The following is a 17,119-nucleotide window of genomic DNA, read 5'->3' as shown; positions in this document are numbered from 1 at the left end:
ATTAAATTTTAGAGTTAGAAAATGCTTTCAGCATATAATATGTCATTGCTAAAAACGAGGCAAATGTTAAAGTGAATACCCATGCTTCAAAATGAGGTTCAAATATGAGTTGAAATATATCTGAAAAAAGACTTAACGGATTATTCAAAATTTCCCAAGAGTTATAACGTAAAAATCGTCCGAGATAAATTCCGAAGGCAGTCAAACCAAATATTAATAGCATCATTGGGAATACAAATTTAGGTTTTATATGCAATTTCAATAGTTTTTCCATATCTGAAAGTGAAAGCATAAATAATATCAATCCGTTAAAAGCAAAGGATATAATTACTAAAACATCTAACCACAATAAATGTTGTGGAGAATTATTTATATGTAATAAATCTGTGATGATATATGGTGCGTTTGGCAGGAAAAGTAACCAAACGCCAAAAGAAATAGTAAACTTGATTTTGTGTAGTTTAGATTTACTTATTAAAGTGGTTGTAATTGCAAATGGAATGATTGCTAGAAATAAATTCCATACTAAAAACAGCAAATAAAAAGAGTGATGAAATTTTATTCTAATCATCAAAATAATAATACTAAATGCCATTGAAATAGTTAATATAGATAGTATTTTAAATCGGTTGAGAATAAGTGTTTTTAAGAGTTCCATAATGTGGTTTTTAAATCAATAATTAAAATGCTAATTGTGCCTAATGTATAGGCAATAAGATCTGTGAAGTGAAAGGTGCTTCCGAGTATAATCGTCGCTAGTTTATGTTGCCTGAGATGTAAATAATCTAGGAGGTTATATAATTGTCCAAACTCAATTACAAAAGCAAAAAATAATACTCCAATTGCTAAGTAGAATGGATTGACTTTAATAAAGGTTCTAATGCCACAATACAATAAAATGACTGCCAAAAAATCTCCGAAAGTATGTCTTATAAAACCTTCAGTTAAAAATGTTGCGATACAAATTTCTATAGCAAGTAACATTAGACTTGTTGTAAAAAGGGGTTTGTTAAATTTGACGGTCATTTTATTTCTATTTTTTTGCCTAAAAATTTTGGTTCTACATTAAATAATATATCTATAGAGGCTTTTGCTCGAGCAAAATATTCTCTAAATCTTGTTTTCGAACGATGGTGATTGTAACTGTCTTTGGCATTAAAACCAACGGCATTAATATCAAAATTCTTGGCAATGTAAATCGCACGTTCATTATGAAATTGTTGTGATATAATTGTGATGGCATCTTGCCCGAAAATTTCTTTAGCACGTACAATTGAATCTAAAGTTCTAAAACCAGCATAATCTAAAAATATCTTGTTCTCTGGAATGCCTTTAGCAATTAAGTCGGTTTTAAATGTTGTAGGTTCGTCATAGGTTTTTCTTCCATTATCACCACTAATTAAAATGAATTCAATTTTACCTGCTTTATAAAGTTTTACGGCAGCATCAAGTCTGTGCTTATAATAAGAATTAATATGTCCATTTGCTGTATATTTTCCAGCCCCTAAAATAAGTCCGACTTTATTTTTTGGAATGCTTTCTGTAGTATTATAAATGAGGTTTCTTGCTTGAAAACTCACCATGAAATTGGTGAAACTGATTCCGATTAGAATACAAATAAAAAGAAGTATAAAGATTTTAAGCTTTTTCATGAGTTTAAGGTTAATACGTTAAGGTGTTCTTTAGTGAAAATAGCATGTCTTAAGTCGTTTATATTTACATTTAGTATTTGTTTGTAATCATAATGATGAAAAGGGTTTGCCTGTTTTCCTATGGCATATGATTTGTAATAGTAATTGTAATAATCAGGTAAAATAGCAATCCCTAAAAAGACAGCGCCATAGAGATACAAACTGCGTTTTCCATTGCCATAGCAAAGGCATTGAAGTGCTATTTCATCTTCTACCTTTGTACCATATCCAGTTAAAGTATGGTAAGCATCGTGACGTTCAACTTTAGGAATGAGTTCAAAACCATTTTCATCTAGAAATTCACCCAAATGCCTGCCAAAAGTGTGAGTTGGGAAAGAGAGTAGTTGTTCACGCGAAATTCCCCAGGCTTTGTGATGCTTAAATAGTTTGGTATACACATTTTGAGAATGTTCAAATAGCCATTCAATACATTGTTTTCTAATTCGTTTCATGTTTTTGATTGTTCTTCATTTGCGAACCAAACCCAAGATTGATTCGATGTTATAAAAGCGGATACAAAAAAGGCAACAAAATAGATGTCTAAATCGTTAATAATAATTCCGATTAAACAGCATATAAAAGCAATAATAGCATAGTAAGGATAGTAGGTTTTAAATATTTGTAGGTTATTATAATCTTCTTTTTTAGTGATCCAGTATATCGGACAAATACTACCCAGAATTACGATTGCTACAACTAAAAATATTGGAATGAAGGATAAGAGTATTAGTAAAACCAGATCAGTATCAAATCCTTCTTTTGAACAAATGATGGTCCAAAAAATAATCAAAGCTAGCATCGAAGATTTTGCAAGATTAAGTGGTACATTCATTATCCTATAAATTTTGTTCCACTTCAGTTATACTGTAATCTTTAAGTGATTTTTCTTGCCAATCTTTGCGTTTAATGTGTTTTAAATAGTTGTTGTATTTCCAGTCTATTTTCCTGTTGAATTTTGCGTCTAATTCTACCTCCAAACTGTGATGTTTGAGCAGAATAGCATTGGCATCGGACAAGTTTATTAAATATTGAAGGTCATATGAATTGGCATTATCTAAATTGTATTTTGTTATGGTTGTATCCCAATTTATTGCACTAAATAAAATCAAAATAGCAAATACAATTTGTGTGTTTAATCTAAAAAGAAATACCATATTTTTTATGGTCATCACCTTAATGAAGGTCGTAATGAGCCCAACAAGCGTTAGAAAAATGTAAATATGAACACCTATGCGTTTGTAAGTAAGTCCAAACGATGTAATATAAGTTTGGTTTTTAATCGCTATTAATGCAATTAAAACCACGTTTAGAAGAATCCATAAATAAGTTAGGTTTTTAAGCGTTTTGTTTTCAGAATAAAAATTGAGGTCACCTCTAAAAAAGTGAAGAATGATTACTATGGCTATGATAATTGAAGCAATGAGTGTATTAATGCCATTATGAACTTGAGTTGACATATCAGAAGCTTTAATCGTTTCAACAGACATTAATGAAGCAATGTCTGTAACAATAAACAGAATAATTAAAAGATTTAAAAGTCCTAGTAATGTCGTGCCCAATTGCTTCTCCTTTTTCAATTTTTCTATTGAAAATGTTTTACTTTTATAAAGGTTGTTTTTTGTGTTTAGGTCATTTGAAGTTGCAGGTTCAACTTGAATTGGATTGACAATATTACTTATCAAGTAGTAACCTAAGACTGTAAATAATAGCCATTGAAAGTTGATGAAGTTAAAATTGATTTGTTCAACCAAATCATTAAACATTGGATTACCATTTTTATAGAGTAAAACAAAAACGATAATAAATAGAGTAGGAATGCCGATAAGTTTTGCAATATGAAGAAAATCAACCTCTTTTTTCGGGCTTGTGTTTTCAATATTTTTTTTAGCATTTACTCTTCTGAAAAATAGTCCTGTAATAGACGTAAATACACCATTAAGCCAGTTGATGTATATTGATGTTTTGCTTTGTGAAATTTTACCAATAAGAGTAAAAAAGGCCACACAATTAGCAAAGATTGACAAACTTGAATCTTGAATGAATACAAAAACAGAAGTAGTGACGTAAACAAGGCAATATAAGAGAATCTTAGTATCCTTAAATTGTTTTAGATTATTAAAAGCCAATACTATAATAGTGATGATTGAGAATATCAAAAGATTAATACCTATGGATTGTTCAAAAAAGAGAAAACTAGATAAAATGGACGCGATAATGATTAAGGTTTGTTTCATGTTATGAGTTTAAAGTACTTTGTATTTCAAAGTAAACGTATAAAAAAAAGGATTTATTGTTTATTAATTAATTTTTCTAAGGCTTCAATATGTTTTTTAAATTCTGCTTTACCCAACTTTGTTGTTGAGTAGCGTGTGTTTGGTTTTCTTCCAATAAATTGTTTTTCAACAGCAATGTATTCCGCTTTTTCTAGCGCTTTTGTATGACTGGCTAAGTTACCATCTGTGGCGCCTAACAATTCTTTTAGTGTATTAAAATCGGCATATTCATTAACCATGAGCACAGACATAATTCCTAATCGGATTCTATGATCAAAGACTTTGTTTATGTTGTTAATGATGCTCAAATCTCTTATGTATAGTTTAAACGTTAAAAGTATAAAGTTTCTTCAAATTTTAATTTAAGATGACAACTATTTTAGATCATATTTATAATGCATCCATGCACCATAAATGATATGCATGATACCAAAACCGAATACCCAAAACCAAAATCCGAAACTTGGCATTATAGCACATATTAGCCCAAGGATAATTTCTGTGATTCCTAAATATCGTATGTCGCCTAAACTATATTTTGACGCATTAATCAGTGCTAAACCATAAAAAATAAGCATCAAGGCAGCTGTATGTCCATAACGTTCTTGATTTAAAATAATGAGGATGTAAATTCCACCAGCAACTAAAGGAATTAAAAAATTGAACAACAAGCGTTTTGATGAATTGTCCCATATTTTTTCATTATTCTTTTTTGCTTTTTTTGTGGTCAAATAAATGCCAGTAATAGCACTCAAAAATGCAACGCCTAATAAAATGGCAAAACATATTCTAAAAATGTCACCATCTAAAATGAGGTAACCTCTTGTGGAATTAGATACAAGATAAAAGGCTACAGCAGCACCAATAAGTGCGTATATTCCAGCTAAAATTCCAGATAATCCACTAAGCGAAATAAATCGTGATGATTTAGTCATCATGGTTTTAATCTCATTGAGATCTTCTAAATAATTTTTTGATTCCATGCTAAAGTACTTTGAACTACAAAGTAAATAAATTAAATTGAATATTGCATAATAAATAATTGTTAATTTTGGAAATAATCAAATCAGTGATACTGTGAAACCAGCTGAAGCCTACATATTAAAACAGCCAGAACCATTCAAGTCTATATTAATGCACTTGCAAATTCTTATTGAACACACCTTTCCCGATGCCGAATTAAAATACAAATGGCGAATTCCGTGTTATTATTTCGAGTCTCGACCAATATGTTATCTTAATCAAAGTAAAGATTATGTCGATGTTGGTTTTTGGCATTCAGCGCATCTAACAAAGTATACTGAGCATATGGTTTCAGAAAACAGAAAGGTTGTAAAATCGTTGCGTTATAAAAGCTTAGAAGATATCAATGACGAATTATTTATTCTCATACTGAAAGAAGTTGAGAAGCATAAAAACAAGTCGTTTTTGAAATAATTTTAGAGGTCTTTCGTCACGATTAAAATATCAAACACTTTTCCTTTGAAAGACTTTTTAAGCTTCTTTTCAACGTCATAAAAGTGAGAATCAAAAAAGTCTAGAGCTGAGATGCTGATATCAGATTTAATAGTATCATTACCATTTATAGATACTTGAGATTCCATAATACGTAACAGTTTAGATGCAATGGTTTGACGCTGAAAATCCTTATGCACAAATATATTTTCGAGATAGTAACCTTGTTTTAAGTAAGAAAATCCTACGATTTGATTATCAACTTCGGCAACTAAAAAATAGAATTTTTTAATACGATCTTGCCACTTTTTTGTGTCATCAGCACCAGAAGACCAAGCTTCAATTTGTTCTTCAGAATAATCTTTAGAATTAACCGCTCTAATTGTGTCTCTATAAATGGCTGTGATTTCTGGTAAATCTTCTTGAGTAGCTTCTCTAAAATCAATATCTTTTATCATGATTTATAAGCTGTTTACTGTTTTTCTAATGGCAACTAAATTGCTTAAGAGGTGTTCTAAATTATCTAAATGCAACATATTTGCACCATCACTTTTTGCATTTTCAGGATCAAAATGTGTTTCAATAAATAATCCGTCTACGTTGTTTACAATTCCAGCTCTTGCAATTGTTTCAATCATTTCTGGACGTCCTCCTGTAACACCAATACTTTGATTAGGTTGTTGTAGAGAATGTGTCACATCTAAAACAGTTGGTGCATATTGTCTCATGGTTGGAATTCCTCTAAAATCGACAATCATGTCTTGATAGCCAAACATCGTGCCTCGATCTGTAATCCAAGCCTTATCGTTACCAGAGTCTTTTACTTTTTGAACCGCATGTTTCATAGCTTCAGGGCTCATAAATTGACCTTTCTTCAAGTTGACAACTTTACCTGTTTTAGCTGCAGCTACCACTAAATCGGTTTGACGAACTAGAAATGCTGGTATTTGTAAAACATCAACATATTGTGCAGCTAATGCAGCATCAGAAACTTCATGAATATCTGTAACTGTTGGAACATCAAATGTTTCAGATACTTTTTTGAGAATCTTTAATGCTTTTTCATTTCCAATTCCTGTAAAACTATCAATACGACTACGATTTGCTTTTTTAAAACTTCCTTTAAAAACATAAGGAATTTTTAAATGATCTGTAATGCCTAAGACTTTTTCAGCAATTCTTAATGCCATATCTTCACTTTCAATAGCGCAAGGACCACAAAGTAAAAAGAAGTTATTTGAATCGGTATGTTTTAGTTTCGGAACGTCTTGAAGATTCATTGAATTTAAATTTCAAATTAAAGCGCAAAGTTACGAAAATATAACGCGTAATCTATCTAATTAAATTCTGGAATTTCAGACTTATACATTTAAAACGAACGTTTCATGCTATTGCGAATCATCCATAAAGCCATCACAAAATTTGCAGCGACAAATAGTCCTCCATAAATAATGAATTGCTTTATGCTAAAAGATAGGTTTACAATATTAAATACGTCTGATAAATATGCTAAAATTAGGTAAGACGATAGACAAACAAATGTAATTCCTAAAGAGAAATTAAGTTGTTTACTAGGCTTAATAAGTTGCCATATAAACGGAATGCCAAATAGAAGAATTGGATAGGCAGTTACACCAGAATTTTTGTTTAAATCGGTGAACAAGTATACGATTACCGCAATAAAATAAAGGTAAGGTATGAATTTTGAATATTTATTAATCAGTTTCATCTGCTAAATATGTTTTGTTATCAGATGTAAATTGCCTGAAAAATGGCTGGTGGAAGTGGCTATTTACTATTAATCATATATGTAACGAAAGATACAAACAGAAAGTATATTTTGATACAACTATAACATTTACTTAACATTGTTAGTTTTTGTAGGGCTTATGTATTTATGGCATTGAAATATAAATGGATTAATTTTTCATTATTGAAAATTCACTTAGTTCACAATCGTCGCAAGACCAAACCTGAATCAAGTATATGTAATTTGCATTATCAATAATATTAGCGTTTGTTTGGATTACACTTGATGTAGTAAATTGGCTAAATGTTCCAGAAGAAGTATCTGTACCATCAATTCTGTAGATTGGTAATAGAGTAGCTTCAGTGAATGTGTATTTGTTAACTCGATAGAGTCCAGCATAAATTGTATTACTTACAGAATTACTACCTGAAGTATTATTATCCTTCAATAGTGCTGTAATACCTGTCAAGACAGTGCCATCAGGGAATTGAACTCCTTTACGTAATCGAGTGTAACCTGTATTTACGTCGCTAATAGGAAATTCAAATCTATTGAATGTTATTGTTTGTGGAATAGTTTCTGAGATTACTTTGCCTGTAGCGTCAACTTTAAGAGAACCATTGTTGTTTCCGGCATATTGAGGTAGATAAAGGTCTCCATTATTTATTTCTAAAACACTACCAGATACTCCATTTTCAGTAATTCTTAGTTTATCATCTGTAGAATCATAACTTAAAGCAAATTCAGAAGTGTTTCCATGTTTTAGAATAAGATTGTTAGCTGTTTCAGATTCTTTTGAAAAATTAGCATTTTCTGTATGTAAAGCATAAGGTACAGCCATGAATTCTGTTGTTCCCATATCTGTGTATCCCGATCCAGTATTAATGACTACGTTTAAATAATGGTCATACTGTTCCCATTCGATATCAGTAAATACATCAGTTGTGATTCCTTGTCCTATATTTAAAATAACAAGTCCGTTATTATCTGTTGTAGAAGTGTGTGTTTCTTTATAAACTGCAATTTGATTTGCAGTTGCGAGTATGCTAAATTCAATATCAATACTTGTGTTTGTTAAGACATTTCCTGTAGCATCTTTTATTAATGCCTTATAGTTTATTTTATTTGTTTGGGCATGTAAATTGGTAAGGGAGAATAAAGTTATCAGTAATATTAATTTAAATTTCATGTATTTGAATTTTAGAGTGTATAACAAATTTAGTATAAAAAATTAATATTCAGCAGGATAAGGAATAGCTTGAGCTATTTTCAAGATGAGATCGAATAAGAATCAATTATCAATTTACATGCACAACTTGTTATAATAAAGCGTATCTTTGCACGCTTAAAATAAGGCATCATTATGGCTAATATCAAAAACATCGCAATTATTGCACACGTCGATCATGGGAAAACTACTTTGGTTGATAAAATCATGTATCACTGTCAACTATTTAGAGAAAACCAGAATACTGGTGATTTAATTCTTGATAATAACGATCTTGAACGTGAAAGAGGAATTACAATTACGTCTAAAAACGTTTCTGTAATATACAAAGACACAAAAATTAATATTATTGATACACCTGGTCACGCCGATTTTGGTGGAGAAGTAGAACGTGTATTAAACATGGCTGATGGTGTTTTACTATTAGTAGATGCATTTGAAGGTCCAATGCCACAAACACGTTTTGTATTACAAAAGGCGATTGATTTAGGTTTAAAACCTTGTGTAGTTATTAATAAGGTAGATAAAGAGAATTGTACACCTGACGAAGTACATGAAAAGGTATTTGACCTAATGTTTGAATTAGGAGCAGAAGAATGGCAATTAGATTTCCCTACAGTTTATGGTTCTGCAAAGAACAACTGGATGAGTGACGATTGGCAAAATGAAACTAAAAACATTGAGCCACTTTTAGATATGGTGATCGAGCATATTCCTGCTCCAACTATTGAAGAAGGAACAACTCAGATGTTAATTACATCACTTGATTTCTCATCATTTACAGGTCGTATTGCGATTGGACGTTTAACTCGTGGTGAGTTAAAAGCTGGTCAGAATATCTCATTGGTAAAACGAGATAAAAGTATTGTTAAATCAAAAATTAAAGAGCTTCATGTTTTTGAAGGCCTTGGACGTTTAAAAGTGGATAGTGTACAAACAGGAGATATCTGTGCAATTGTAGGATTAGAAGGATTTGAAATTGGTGATACTGTTGCCGATTGGGAAACTCCTGAAGGTTTAAAAACAATTAACATTGATGAGCCAACAATGAGTATGTTGTTTACAATCAACGATTCGCCTTTCTTCGGAAAAGATGGGAAATATGTAACATCTCGTCATATTAAAGATCGTTTAGCTAAAGAGCTAGAAAAAAACTTAGCACTTAAAGTTGAGGATACTGATAGTGCAGATAAATTTATGGTATTTGGTCGTGGTGTATTACACTTGTCAGTTTTAATAGAGACAATGCGTCGTGAAGGTTATGAATTACAAATCGGACAGCCACAAGTTATCATTAAAGAAATTGATGGTGTTAAATGTGAGCCTATTGAAGAAATGACTATTGATTTACCTGAAACGGTTTCTGGTAAAGCGATTGAAATGGTAACAATGCGTAAAGGGGAAATGTTAAGTATGGTTGCTAAAGGCGAACGTATGGTTTGTGAATTTTTGGTGCCTTCTAGAGGTATTATTGGTCTACGTAACCAATTATTAACAGCTACTGCTGGTGAAGCAATTATGGCTCACCGTTTTAAAGAATACCAACCGCTTAGAGGTGGAATTCCAGAACGTCAAAACGGTTCTTTAGTATCTATGGAAAAAGGTCAAGCTATTCCTTACTCTATTGATAAATTACAAGATAGAGGTAAATTTTTCGTAGATCCAGGAGAAGATATTTATGAAGGTCAGGTGATAGGAGAAAATTCTCGTGGTGATGATATGGCTGTTAATATAACAAAAACCAAAAAAATGAGTAATGTTCGTTCTTCTGGTGCTGATGATAAAGCTAAAATTGTTCCTGCAATAAAATTCTCTTTAGAAGAAGCTTTAGAATACATCCAAAAAGATGAATATGTTGAAGTAACTCCAAACTTCTTAAGATTGCGTAAAATTTACTTAACAGAAGTAGATCGTAAACGTAATAAGAATATATAAGATATAATACATCATGAAAAAGAGGAATTTAATATTTTAAATTCCTCTTTTTTTATGTAACATTTTATTTAGTCGTCGGTTCTTAAATCTGTTGTGTATATTTACAAAAAAATTAAAGATGTATTTTCTGTATTTTGATCCAGGTTTAGGAGCTATGATTATTCAGGCTATTGTTGCTGCAGTTGCTGGAGTAATTTTATTTTCTAAGAACCTAATGTATAAGATTAAACTTTTTTTAGGAATTTCTAAACCAGTGGACGATGAATTGTTTGACGATATTAATGTTGAAGACACAGATATAGAAAATAAAAAAACAAGTGACGACTAACACTAGACATTCTTCTTCATTTCGTGATCCTTCAGGATATATTTTTATTGATGAAGGCATTCTTAAACGTTCTATTTCTCCTATTTATTTTAAGCAATATGAAGCTTTAAAAAAGGCTAAAATATTTGAAAATTTAAGTAAAGCTGGTGTGCTAATTCCACATACTGAACTTTCGGTTTCGGATAAGGAAATTGTTATTCAACCAGAACAGATCCCATTTATTACATATCCTTATGAATGGAGTTTTAATCAATATAAAGAAGCAGCTTTACTTACTCTTAAGCTTCAGAAATACTGCTTAGAACACGGTTTTTCGCTTAAGGATGCTACAGCATTTAACATCACATTTCATAAAGGGAAAGCAGTTTTTGTAGATACATTGTCTTTTGATTTTTATGAAGAAAATACACCTTGGAGAGCCTATAAACAATTCATTACTCATTTTTTAGGACCTTTGGTTTTAGCACATTTTCATGGTGCCCAATCTTTAAAATTGATGAGTAATTTTATTGATGGTATTCCTGTCAATATGTTGTCGTCAATGCTTCCTTTTAAGACTAAATTGAATCCTTTTTTATATTCTAATATTCATTTGTTAGCAAAGTTTGAAGACAAGCATAATGAAGATTATAAAGGAGAAACAAAGCAATCTAAGTTGTCAAAAAAAGCACAACTTAATATTATAACCTCTCTTTACGATTACATTAAGAAGCTATCATTAAAAGAGCATAGTGAATGGGGAAATTATTACGATAAAACAAACTATTCAGATGCAGCTTTTATTGAAAAAGCGAATATAATTAATAATTGGGTTACTAATCTTAATGCAAAATCAATCATTGATGTTGGCGGAAATGATGGTACGTTTGTGAGACAAATTAACCATAATTTTGAATTGGCCTTAGTTTGTGATATCGATAATAATGCGGTTGATTTTAATCACAAAACGCTTAAGTCTAAGAAAGAAAGTAATATGCTTCCTTTTGTGTTAGATGCTCTCAATCCTTCACCAGCTGTTGGTTTTGAGAATAAAGAGCGTCAATCTTTTATTGAAAGAATTACAAAATATGCTCCTGATGTAACATTGGCATTAGCTGTAATTCATCACATGACCTTATCAGGTAATGTGCCTTTTGAAATGTCTGCTCATTTTTTTGCTTCATTTTCTGAACACTTAATTATTGAATTCCCAAAGCGAGAAGATTCATGGGTACAACGTTTATTGAATACAAAAGGTGAATTTAAAGCACATTTCGATTTTTATACTATTGCTAACTTTGAGAGTTGTTATTTAAATCACTTCGAACTTATAGAAAAGAAACCAATTGAAAATTCTCATCGTGTAATGTTTCTTTTAAGACGCAAATCTAATGAGAGAAAAGATTAACCGGTTCATAAATAGTACTAAAGATTTTCCAGTTATTTCTGCTTTAGCAGCAGGTTTTTTCCCTTTAATACATTACTATAGTTTTAACTTAACGCTTGCTGATTCTCAGATTCAACTTGTATTTCTAGTGTCATTTTTTTTGATACTTCCTGTTATTATGATGTTGTTTTTTAGAATAATTTTAAAGCAAACAAAAATCAACTTCTACATTATTCCAGTTTTAAATTATATGCTGTTCGGAATTTTTATAAGCATCGTTTTGTTAGGCCTAAAGTTTAAATACATAGTTGCAATTGCTGTTGTTACATTTCTATTAGGTGTTTTTGGCTATAAGTTTCTGAAGAAAATAATAGTATTTCAATATCTATTGGGTCTTTTATCTTTATGCTTTTTAGTGCCTAAGCTTGTCGGTTATTTTAATTATTCAAATACTTGGTTAGAGCAAGATGATAATATTATGTTAGCTGAATTTAAACAGAAGCCAAATATCTATTTTATTCAAGTTGATGGATATGCTAATTTTTCAGCCTTAAAAGAACAACCATATAGTTTTGATAACAGCGATTTTGAAACCTTTTTAGGAACGAATGGTTTTAAGTTTTATGATGATTTTAGAAGTAATTATTATTCTACATTAAGTTCTAATGCTTCCATGTTTGCGATGAAGCATCATTATTATTTTAAACCTAATGATGTGTTTGCTGAATTGCATAATGCACGTAAAGTTGTTGTTAGTGATAATCCAGTATTATCTATATTAAAACATAACAATTATAAAACGTTTCTCATTTGTGAAAGCTCTTACTTTCTGACAAATCGACCGAAGCTATCCTACGATTTTACTAATATTGAAAATAATCAATTGTCATTTTTTGGTCATAAAACGAATAAAGATAAAAAGGATATTAGAACCGATTTAAAAACCGCAATTTTAGAAAACAAGGATACGAATAACTTCTTTTTTATTCAAAAGATGTCACCACAGCATATTAGATATCATCAACTGCCTTCAGATAAAATGGAAGAGGAGCGTAATGATTATCTTGAACGTCTTAATGTTGCCAATAATTGGTTAACCGAAATGATAGATTTCATAACAAAAACAGATGATAATGCACTTATTGTTATTCATGCTGATCATGGTGGATATGTAGGTTTTAATTCAATGGCTGAATTAGTTATAAAGCAAACAGATAAAGCCTTGGTTAATTCTATTTATTCTTCAATTTTGGCTATAAAATGGCCTGAGAACAAAGCTCCTGTTTTTGATGAGAATATCAAATCTTCGGTAAATATTTTTAGAATTCTGGTGTCGTATTTATCTAAAAATACTGATTATTTAAACCATCTTCAACCTGATAAAAGCTATATTGTAATAGATAAAGGTGCTCCTTTTGGAGTGTATGAATATTTAAATGATAAAGGTGAATTGGTGTTTAATAAGTTTGAATAATTTATGAGTATAAGCCTCTTTAGTAAACTTCGATCAACTTTTTTTTCTATCATGAATAGTAAAAAAGAGTATCCTATAGTTACGCTAATTGCTGCTGGATTATATCCATTACTTTATTATTATGATCAGAATTATGCCTTAATAAATTCAAAAACGCAATTGCTTTTTTTTGTATGTGTCTATATCATATTACCAATAACATCATATTATGTTTTTAGTTTTTTGTTTGCAAATATTAAATTCTTAAAGAGCAGTAAGTCATATCTTTTACCTGTTTTAAATTTAGCATGTTTTTTTACTTTAATAGTGATCACTAGTTATGGATTTGATACAATTAAAATGATAATAGCACTAGTACTAGGATTTATTTTAGGTCTCTTTTTAGTGAAACATCTAAAAAAAGTAGTGGTGTTTCAACTCGTTTTAATTGGATTGGTTTTTCCTAAGTTGATTCCCGATGTATATAGAGATGTTATGTATTCTAAAGAATGGATGCAACAACCCGATGCGATTGAAGATGTTGTTTTTAAGAAGCGACCTAATGTATATATTATTCAACCTGATGGTTATACGAATTTTTCTGAGCTAACCAATGATATATATAGATTTGATAATAGTAAGTTCCAAAATTTTTTAACGCAAAAGGGATTCACGTTTTATGATGATTTTAGAAGTAATTACTCTTCTACATTAAGTTCTAACAGCTCAATGTTTGGAATGAAACATCATTTTTATGGGAATAGAACTTTAGGTATAAATCCGTCGCATAATTCTCGAAATGAAATTGTTGGTGGTAATCCGGCTTTAGATATTTTTAAAAGGAATAACTATAAATCCTTTTTAATGCTCCAGATTCCTTATATTTTAGCTAATAGACCTAAAATTGATTTCGATTATTGTAACTTGTCATTTGATGAAATGTCCTATATATCAAGAGGTTTTCAAATTAATAAACCACTAATAGAAGATACCAAAAGGGCTGTTTTAGAGCATAAAAAAAGTTCTAATTTTTTCTTTATTGAATCGATGTTGCCTAGCCATATAATTAATAATGATGGATATTCTAATAATAGCATAGAGCTAGAGAGAGAACATTACCTTGAAAGGTTAACAAGTGCTAATGTTTGGTTAACTCAATTGATTAACTTCATTACTAAACAGGATAAAAATGCGCTTATTATAATTGCAGCCGATCATGGTGGATATGTTGGTTTAAAGTCGATGAAAGAAAATCAGGTTAAACAAACTGATAAAGCTATTGTCAATTCTATGTTTTCATCTGCTCTAGCTATAAAATGGCCTGAAAATGAAGTTCCAGATTATACCAATGAGCTAAAATCTTCAGTAAATCTTTTTAGAGTTTTATTTTCGTATCTAGGAGAAAATGAATCTTTTTTAAATCATTTACAAGATGATAGTAGTTATTTGATTATAAGAGAAGGGGCTCCATTAGGTGTTTATCAGTCTTTAGATGAAAAAGGAGAACTAATTTTTAATAAATTAGACTGATTTTATGATTTTAAAGATGATTAATAAATTAAGAAAATCGTTTTATTTATTTATAAATAGTGATAAGGAATTTCTTATAATCACTATAATTTCTACTGGATTGTACCCTTTGCTTTACTATTTGAATACTCATTTTTATATCGTAAGCTCTATTGAATATTTACTTTTTTTTGTTGGATTTTTCATGATTGTACCAAGTGTTTGTTTGTTAATTGGTCATGTTGTAAAACGTCAGTCTTGGCTTCCAGATTCATTTAAACAATTTTTGTTTCCAATAATTAATTGCACTCTTTTTGCTTTGTTTATTTTGGTGAATGCAATTGGTTTCAAGAAAAAAATACTATTACTTGGTCTTATTGTTTCTGTTATCATTGCGATATTTATAAGAAAGCATTTTAAAAAGGTTATTGTAGTACAATTTATATTGGCATTTTTATCATTTGGTGCACTGTTGTCAAAGTCAATTGGCTTAATAACGATCTCTTATAAATGGTTAGAGCAACCCGATGACATTGCGTCTGCGGTCTTTAATAAAAACCCGAATATTTATATTATTCAACCTGATGGTTATGCAAGTTTTAACGAGATTAGCAAAGGGAACTATGATTATGATAATTCAGCTTTTAATTCATTTTTAATACATCAAGGTTTTAGTTTGTATGGCGATTTTAGGAGTAATTATGAATCAACATTGTACTCTAATGCTTCATTGTTTGCAATGAAACATCACTTTTACAATGCCAAAACGAGCCAAAAGAATGAAGTCTACGGTTTTGGGAAAGTGATTGTTGAAAAAAACCCTGTTTTATCAATTTTTAAAAATAATAATTATAAAACTCATTTGCTTCTTCAAGAGCCTTATTTTGTTTTGGGGAAATCAAATTTGGCTTATGATTATAGTAATATTCAACCTGAAGAAGTGTCCTATTTTTCAGATGGTTTTGATATGAATAAGAGTATTAAATCTGATCTAAAGTTACTCTTGAATAACAATACAAAAAATAATAATTTCTTTTTTATAGAGAAAATTATGCCTTGGCATGTGAATAATAATAAATCGAGTTCTAAGGGAAAGGACGAGGAACGTAATTTATACCTGCAACGTTTAGAAAATGCTAATGTGTGGTTGACAGATGTAGTAACTTTAATTAATGACAAAGATCCAAATGGCTTAATTGTGATTGTAGCAGATCATGGTGGTTATGTTGGTTTTGATTATCAATTGCAATCTAAAACTAAGACTCAAGATAGAGATTTGTTATATGCTATTTTCGGTTCTGCTTTAGCTATAAAATGGCCTGAAAATAAAGTGCCAGATTATACCAATGAGTTAGCATCTTCAGTAAATCTTTTTAGAGTTTTATTTTCCTATTTAAGCGATGATAAATCTTATTTAAGTCATTTGCAAGATGATAGTAGTTATTTAATTATTGAACAGGAAACACCTGGTGTATTCAAGTCTATAGATGATAAAGGAACTATTGTTTTTGAAAAAGTGGAATAACATTTCTAACTAATCAATTAAACTTTCAAAAAAGCAGAAACAAAACACTAATGAAATACCTTGACAAACTTTTACGAAATTGGAGAATTAAAGAAGCAAATCAGTTTGTTAGACCTAATGATAAAATATTAGATATAGGATGTTTTGATGGTTATCTATTTGAGGTGTTAAAGCAAAAAAACATACAGCCTAGTATTGGTTTAGATCCATTGTTAGAAGAGACGAAATCTAAAGGTGAGCACCTTCTGGTATCTGGCAGTTTCCCTAATGATGTTCCAACAAATACTTCTTTTGATTGCATTGTTATGCTTGCCGTTTTAGAACACATTCCTAGAGAACAACAACAATTGCTTAATTCAGAATTTTTCGAGTTTTTGAATCCTTTAGGTCGAATTATTATTACTGTGCCTTCACCATTTGTAGATCAGATATTATGGGTTTTGAAAAAATTAAATTTGGTTGATGGGATGTCGTTAGATGAACACTACGGATTTAAAACTAGCGAAGTATTTTCATTATTTGATAAGAAAAAGTATAGCTTGTTAAAACATAAACGGTTTCAACTGGGACTCAATAATTTATTCGTTTTTGAAAAAATTGCATGAT

The 17,119-nt window shown here is 30.2% G+C and carries 20 protein-coding genes; 8 read left to right on the top strand and 12 right to left on the bottom strand.

Going from position 1 to position 17,119, the window contains the following annotated elements:
- Position 1 precedes the first annotated feature (1 nt).
- The 8 genes from MUN68_RS12365 to MUN68_RS12330 form a co-directional block, all read right to left on the bottom strand.
- A complete protein-coding gene (locus MUN68_RS12365; protein WP_249995851.1) occupies positions 2–658 on the bottom strand; it encodes a DUF1361 domain-containing protein in 657 nt (218 codons plus the stop codon).
- Positions 646–984 (bottom strand): ribosomal maturation YjgA family protein, encoded by a 339-nt coding sequence (locus MUN68_RS12360; protein WP_249995850.1) that lies wholly within the window; start codon positions 982–984, stop codon positions 646–648. The genes MUN68_RS12365 and MUN68_RS12360 overlap by 13 nt, the downstream gene beginning before the upstream one ends.
- A 38-nt stretch (positions 985–1,022) precedes the next feature.
- A complete protein-coding gene (locus MUN68_RS12355) occupies positions 1,023–1,652 on the bottom strand; it encodes a SanA/YdcF family protein (protein WP_249995849.1) in 630 nt (209 codons plus the stop codon).
- Positions 1,649–2,143, bottom strand: a complete 495-nt coding sequence (locus tag MUN68_RS12350) for a ubiquinone biosynthesis protein COQ4 (protein ID WP_249995848.1) — start codon at positions 2,141–2,143, stop codon at positions 1,649–1,651. The genes MUN68_RS12355 and MUN68_RS12350 overlap by 4 nt, the downstream gene beginning before the upstream one ends.
- The gene (locus tag MUN68_RS12345) at positions 2,140–2,523 is read right to left on the bottom strand and encodes a hypothetical protein (protein ID WP_249995847.1); all 384 of its coding nucleotides are present in this window, start codon (positions 2,521–2,523) and stop codon (positions 2,140–2,142) included. The genes MUN68_RS12350 and MUN68_RS12345 overlap by 4 nt, the downstream gene beginning before the upstream one ends.
- A gap of 4 nt (positions 2,524–2,527) precedes the next feature.
- A complete protein-coding gene (locus tag MUN68_RS12340) occupies positions 2,528–3,925 on the bottom strand; it encodes a DUF4153 domain-containing protein (protein WP_249995846.1) in 1,398 nt (465 codons plus the stop codon).
- A gap of 53 nt (positions 3,926–3,978) precedes the next feature.
- Positions 3,979–4,272, bottom strand: a complete 294-nt coding sequence (locus MUN68_RS12335; protein ID WP_249995845.1) for a winged helix-turn-helix domain-containing protein — start codon at positions 4,270–4,272, stop codon at positions 3,979–3,981.
- A 66-nt stretch (positions 4,273–4,338) separates the two neighbouring features.
- A complete protein-coding gene (locus MUN68_RS12330; RefSeq protein ID WP_249995844.1) occupies positions 4,339–4,947 on the bottom strand; it encodes a hypothetical protein in 609 nt (202 codons plus the stop codon).
- Between the two features lie 94 nt (positions 4,948–5,041).
- Between MUN68_RS12330 and MUN68_RS12325 the strand changes: the two genes are divergently transcribed.
- Positions 5,042–5,401, top strand: coding sequence for a DUF1801 domain-containing protein (locus MUN68_RS12325; RefSeq protein WP_249995843.1), 360 nt, complete (start codon positions 5,042–5,044; stop codon positions 5,399–5,401).
- 2 nt (positions 5,402–5,403) lie between these two features.
- Here MUN68_RS12325 and MUN68_RS12320 read toward each other — a convergent pair whose 3' ends face one another.
- From MUN68_RS12320 to MUN68_RS12305, 4 genes are all read right to left on the bottom strand, one after another.
- Complete coding sequence (locus MUN68_RS12320) at positions 5,404–5,877, bottom strand: GNAT family N-acetyltransferase (protein ID WP_249995842.1); 474 nt, start codon at positions 5,875–5,877, stop codon at positions 5,404–5,406.
- Between the two features lie 3 nt (positions 5,878–5,880).
- Entirely contained in the window at positions 5,881–6,699 is an 819-nt protein-coding gene (gene kdsA / locus MUN68_RS12315; RefSeq protein WP_249995841.1) for a 3-deoxy-8-phosphooctulonate synthase, read from the bottom strand.
- Positions 6,700–6,788: 89 nt separating this feature from the next.
- A complete protein-coding gene (locus MUN68_RS12310) occupies positions 6,789–7,148 on the bottom strand; it encodes a hypothetical protein (protein ID WP_249995840.1) in 360 nt (119 codons plus the stop codon).
- A 190-nt stretch (positions 7,149–7,338) separates the two neighbouring features.
- On the bottom strand, positions 7,339–8,358 hold the full coding sequence (locus MUN68_RS12305; protein WP_249995839.1) for a hypothetical protein: 1,020 nt from the start codon (positions 8,356–8,358) through the stop codon (positions 7,339–7,341).
- A 174-nt stretch (positions 8,359–8,532) separates the two neighbouring features.
- Between MUN68_RS12305 and typA the strand changes: the two genes are divergently transcribed.
- From typA to MUN68_RS12270, 7 genes are all read left to right on the top strand, one after another.
- Positions 8,533–10,332, top strand: a complete 1,800-nt coding sequence (gene typA, locus MUN68_RS12300) for a translational GTPase TypA (protein WP_249995838.1) — start codon at positions 8,533–8,535, stop codon at positions 10,330–10,332.
- A 118-nt stretch (positions 10,333–10,450) separates the two neighbouring features.
- On the top strand, positions 10,451–10,660 hold the full coding sequence (locus tag MUN68_RS12295) for a hypothetical protein (protein WP_249995837.1): 210 nt from the start codon (positions 10,451–10,453) through the stop codon (positions 10,658–10,660).
- Entirely contained in the window at positions 10,650–12,047 is a 1,398-nt protein-coding gene (locus MUN68_RS12290) for a spermine/spermidine synthase domain-containing protein (RefSeq protein WP_249995836.1), read from the top strand. Before MUN68_RS12295 ends, MUN68_RS12290 begins: the two co-directional genes overlap by 11 nt.
- Positions 12,031–13,500 (top strand): alkaline phosphatase family protein, encoded by a 1,470-nt coding sequence (locus tag MUN68_RS12285; protein ID WP_249995835.1) that lies wholly within the window; start codon positions 12,031–12,033, stop codon positions 13,498–13,500. Before MUN68_RS12290 ends, MUN68_RS12285 begins: the two co-directional genes overlap by 17 nt.
- Positions 13,501–13,551: 51 nt before the next feature.
- Positions 13,552–15,009 carry a hypothetical protein gene (locus MUN68_RS12280; protein WP_249995834.1) on the top strand — a complete coding sequence of 486 codons (1,458 nt, stop codon included), beginning with the start codon at positions 13,552–13,554 and terminating at the stop codon, positions 15,007–15,009.
- A 16-nt stretch (positions 15,010–15,025) separates the two neighbouring features.
- Positions 15,026–16,513, top strand: a complete 1,488-nt coding sequence (locus MUN68_RS12275) for a hypothetical protein (protein ID WP_249995833.1) — start codon at positions 15,026–15,028, stop codon at positions 16,511–16,513.
- 50 nt (positions 16,514–16,563) lie between these two features.
- Complete coding sequence (locus MUN68_RS12270) at positions 16,564–17,118, top strand: class I SAM-dependent methyltransferase (protein WP_249995832.1); 555 nt, start codon at positions 16,564–16,566, stop codon at positions 17,116–17,118.
- The last annotated feature ends 1 nt before the right edge of the window (position 17,119 follow it).

Source organism: Psychroserpens ponticola (genome assembly GCF_023556315.2).
GTDB lineage: Bacteria > Bacteroidota > Bacteroidia > Flavobacteriales > Flavobacteriaceae > Psychroserpens > Psychroserpens ponticola.
This window is presented reverse-complemented; position numbering and strand designations above follow the sequence as displayed.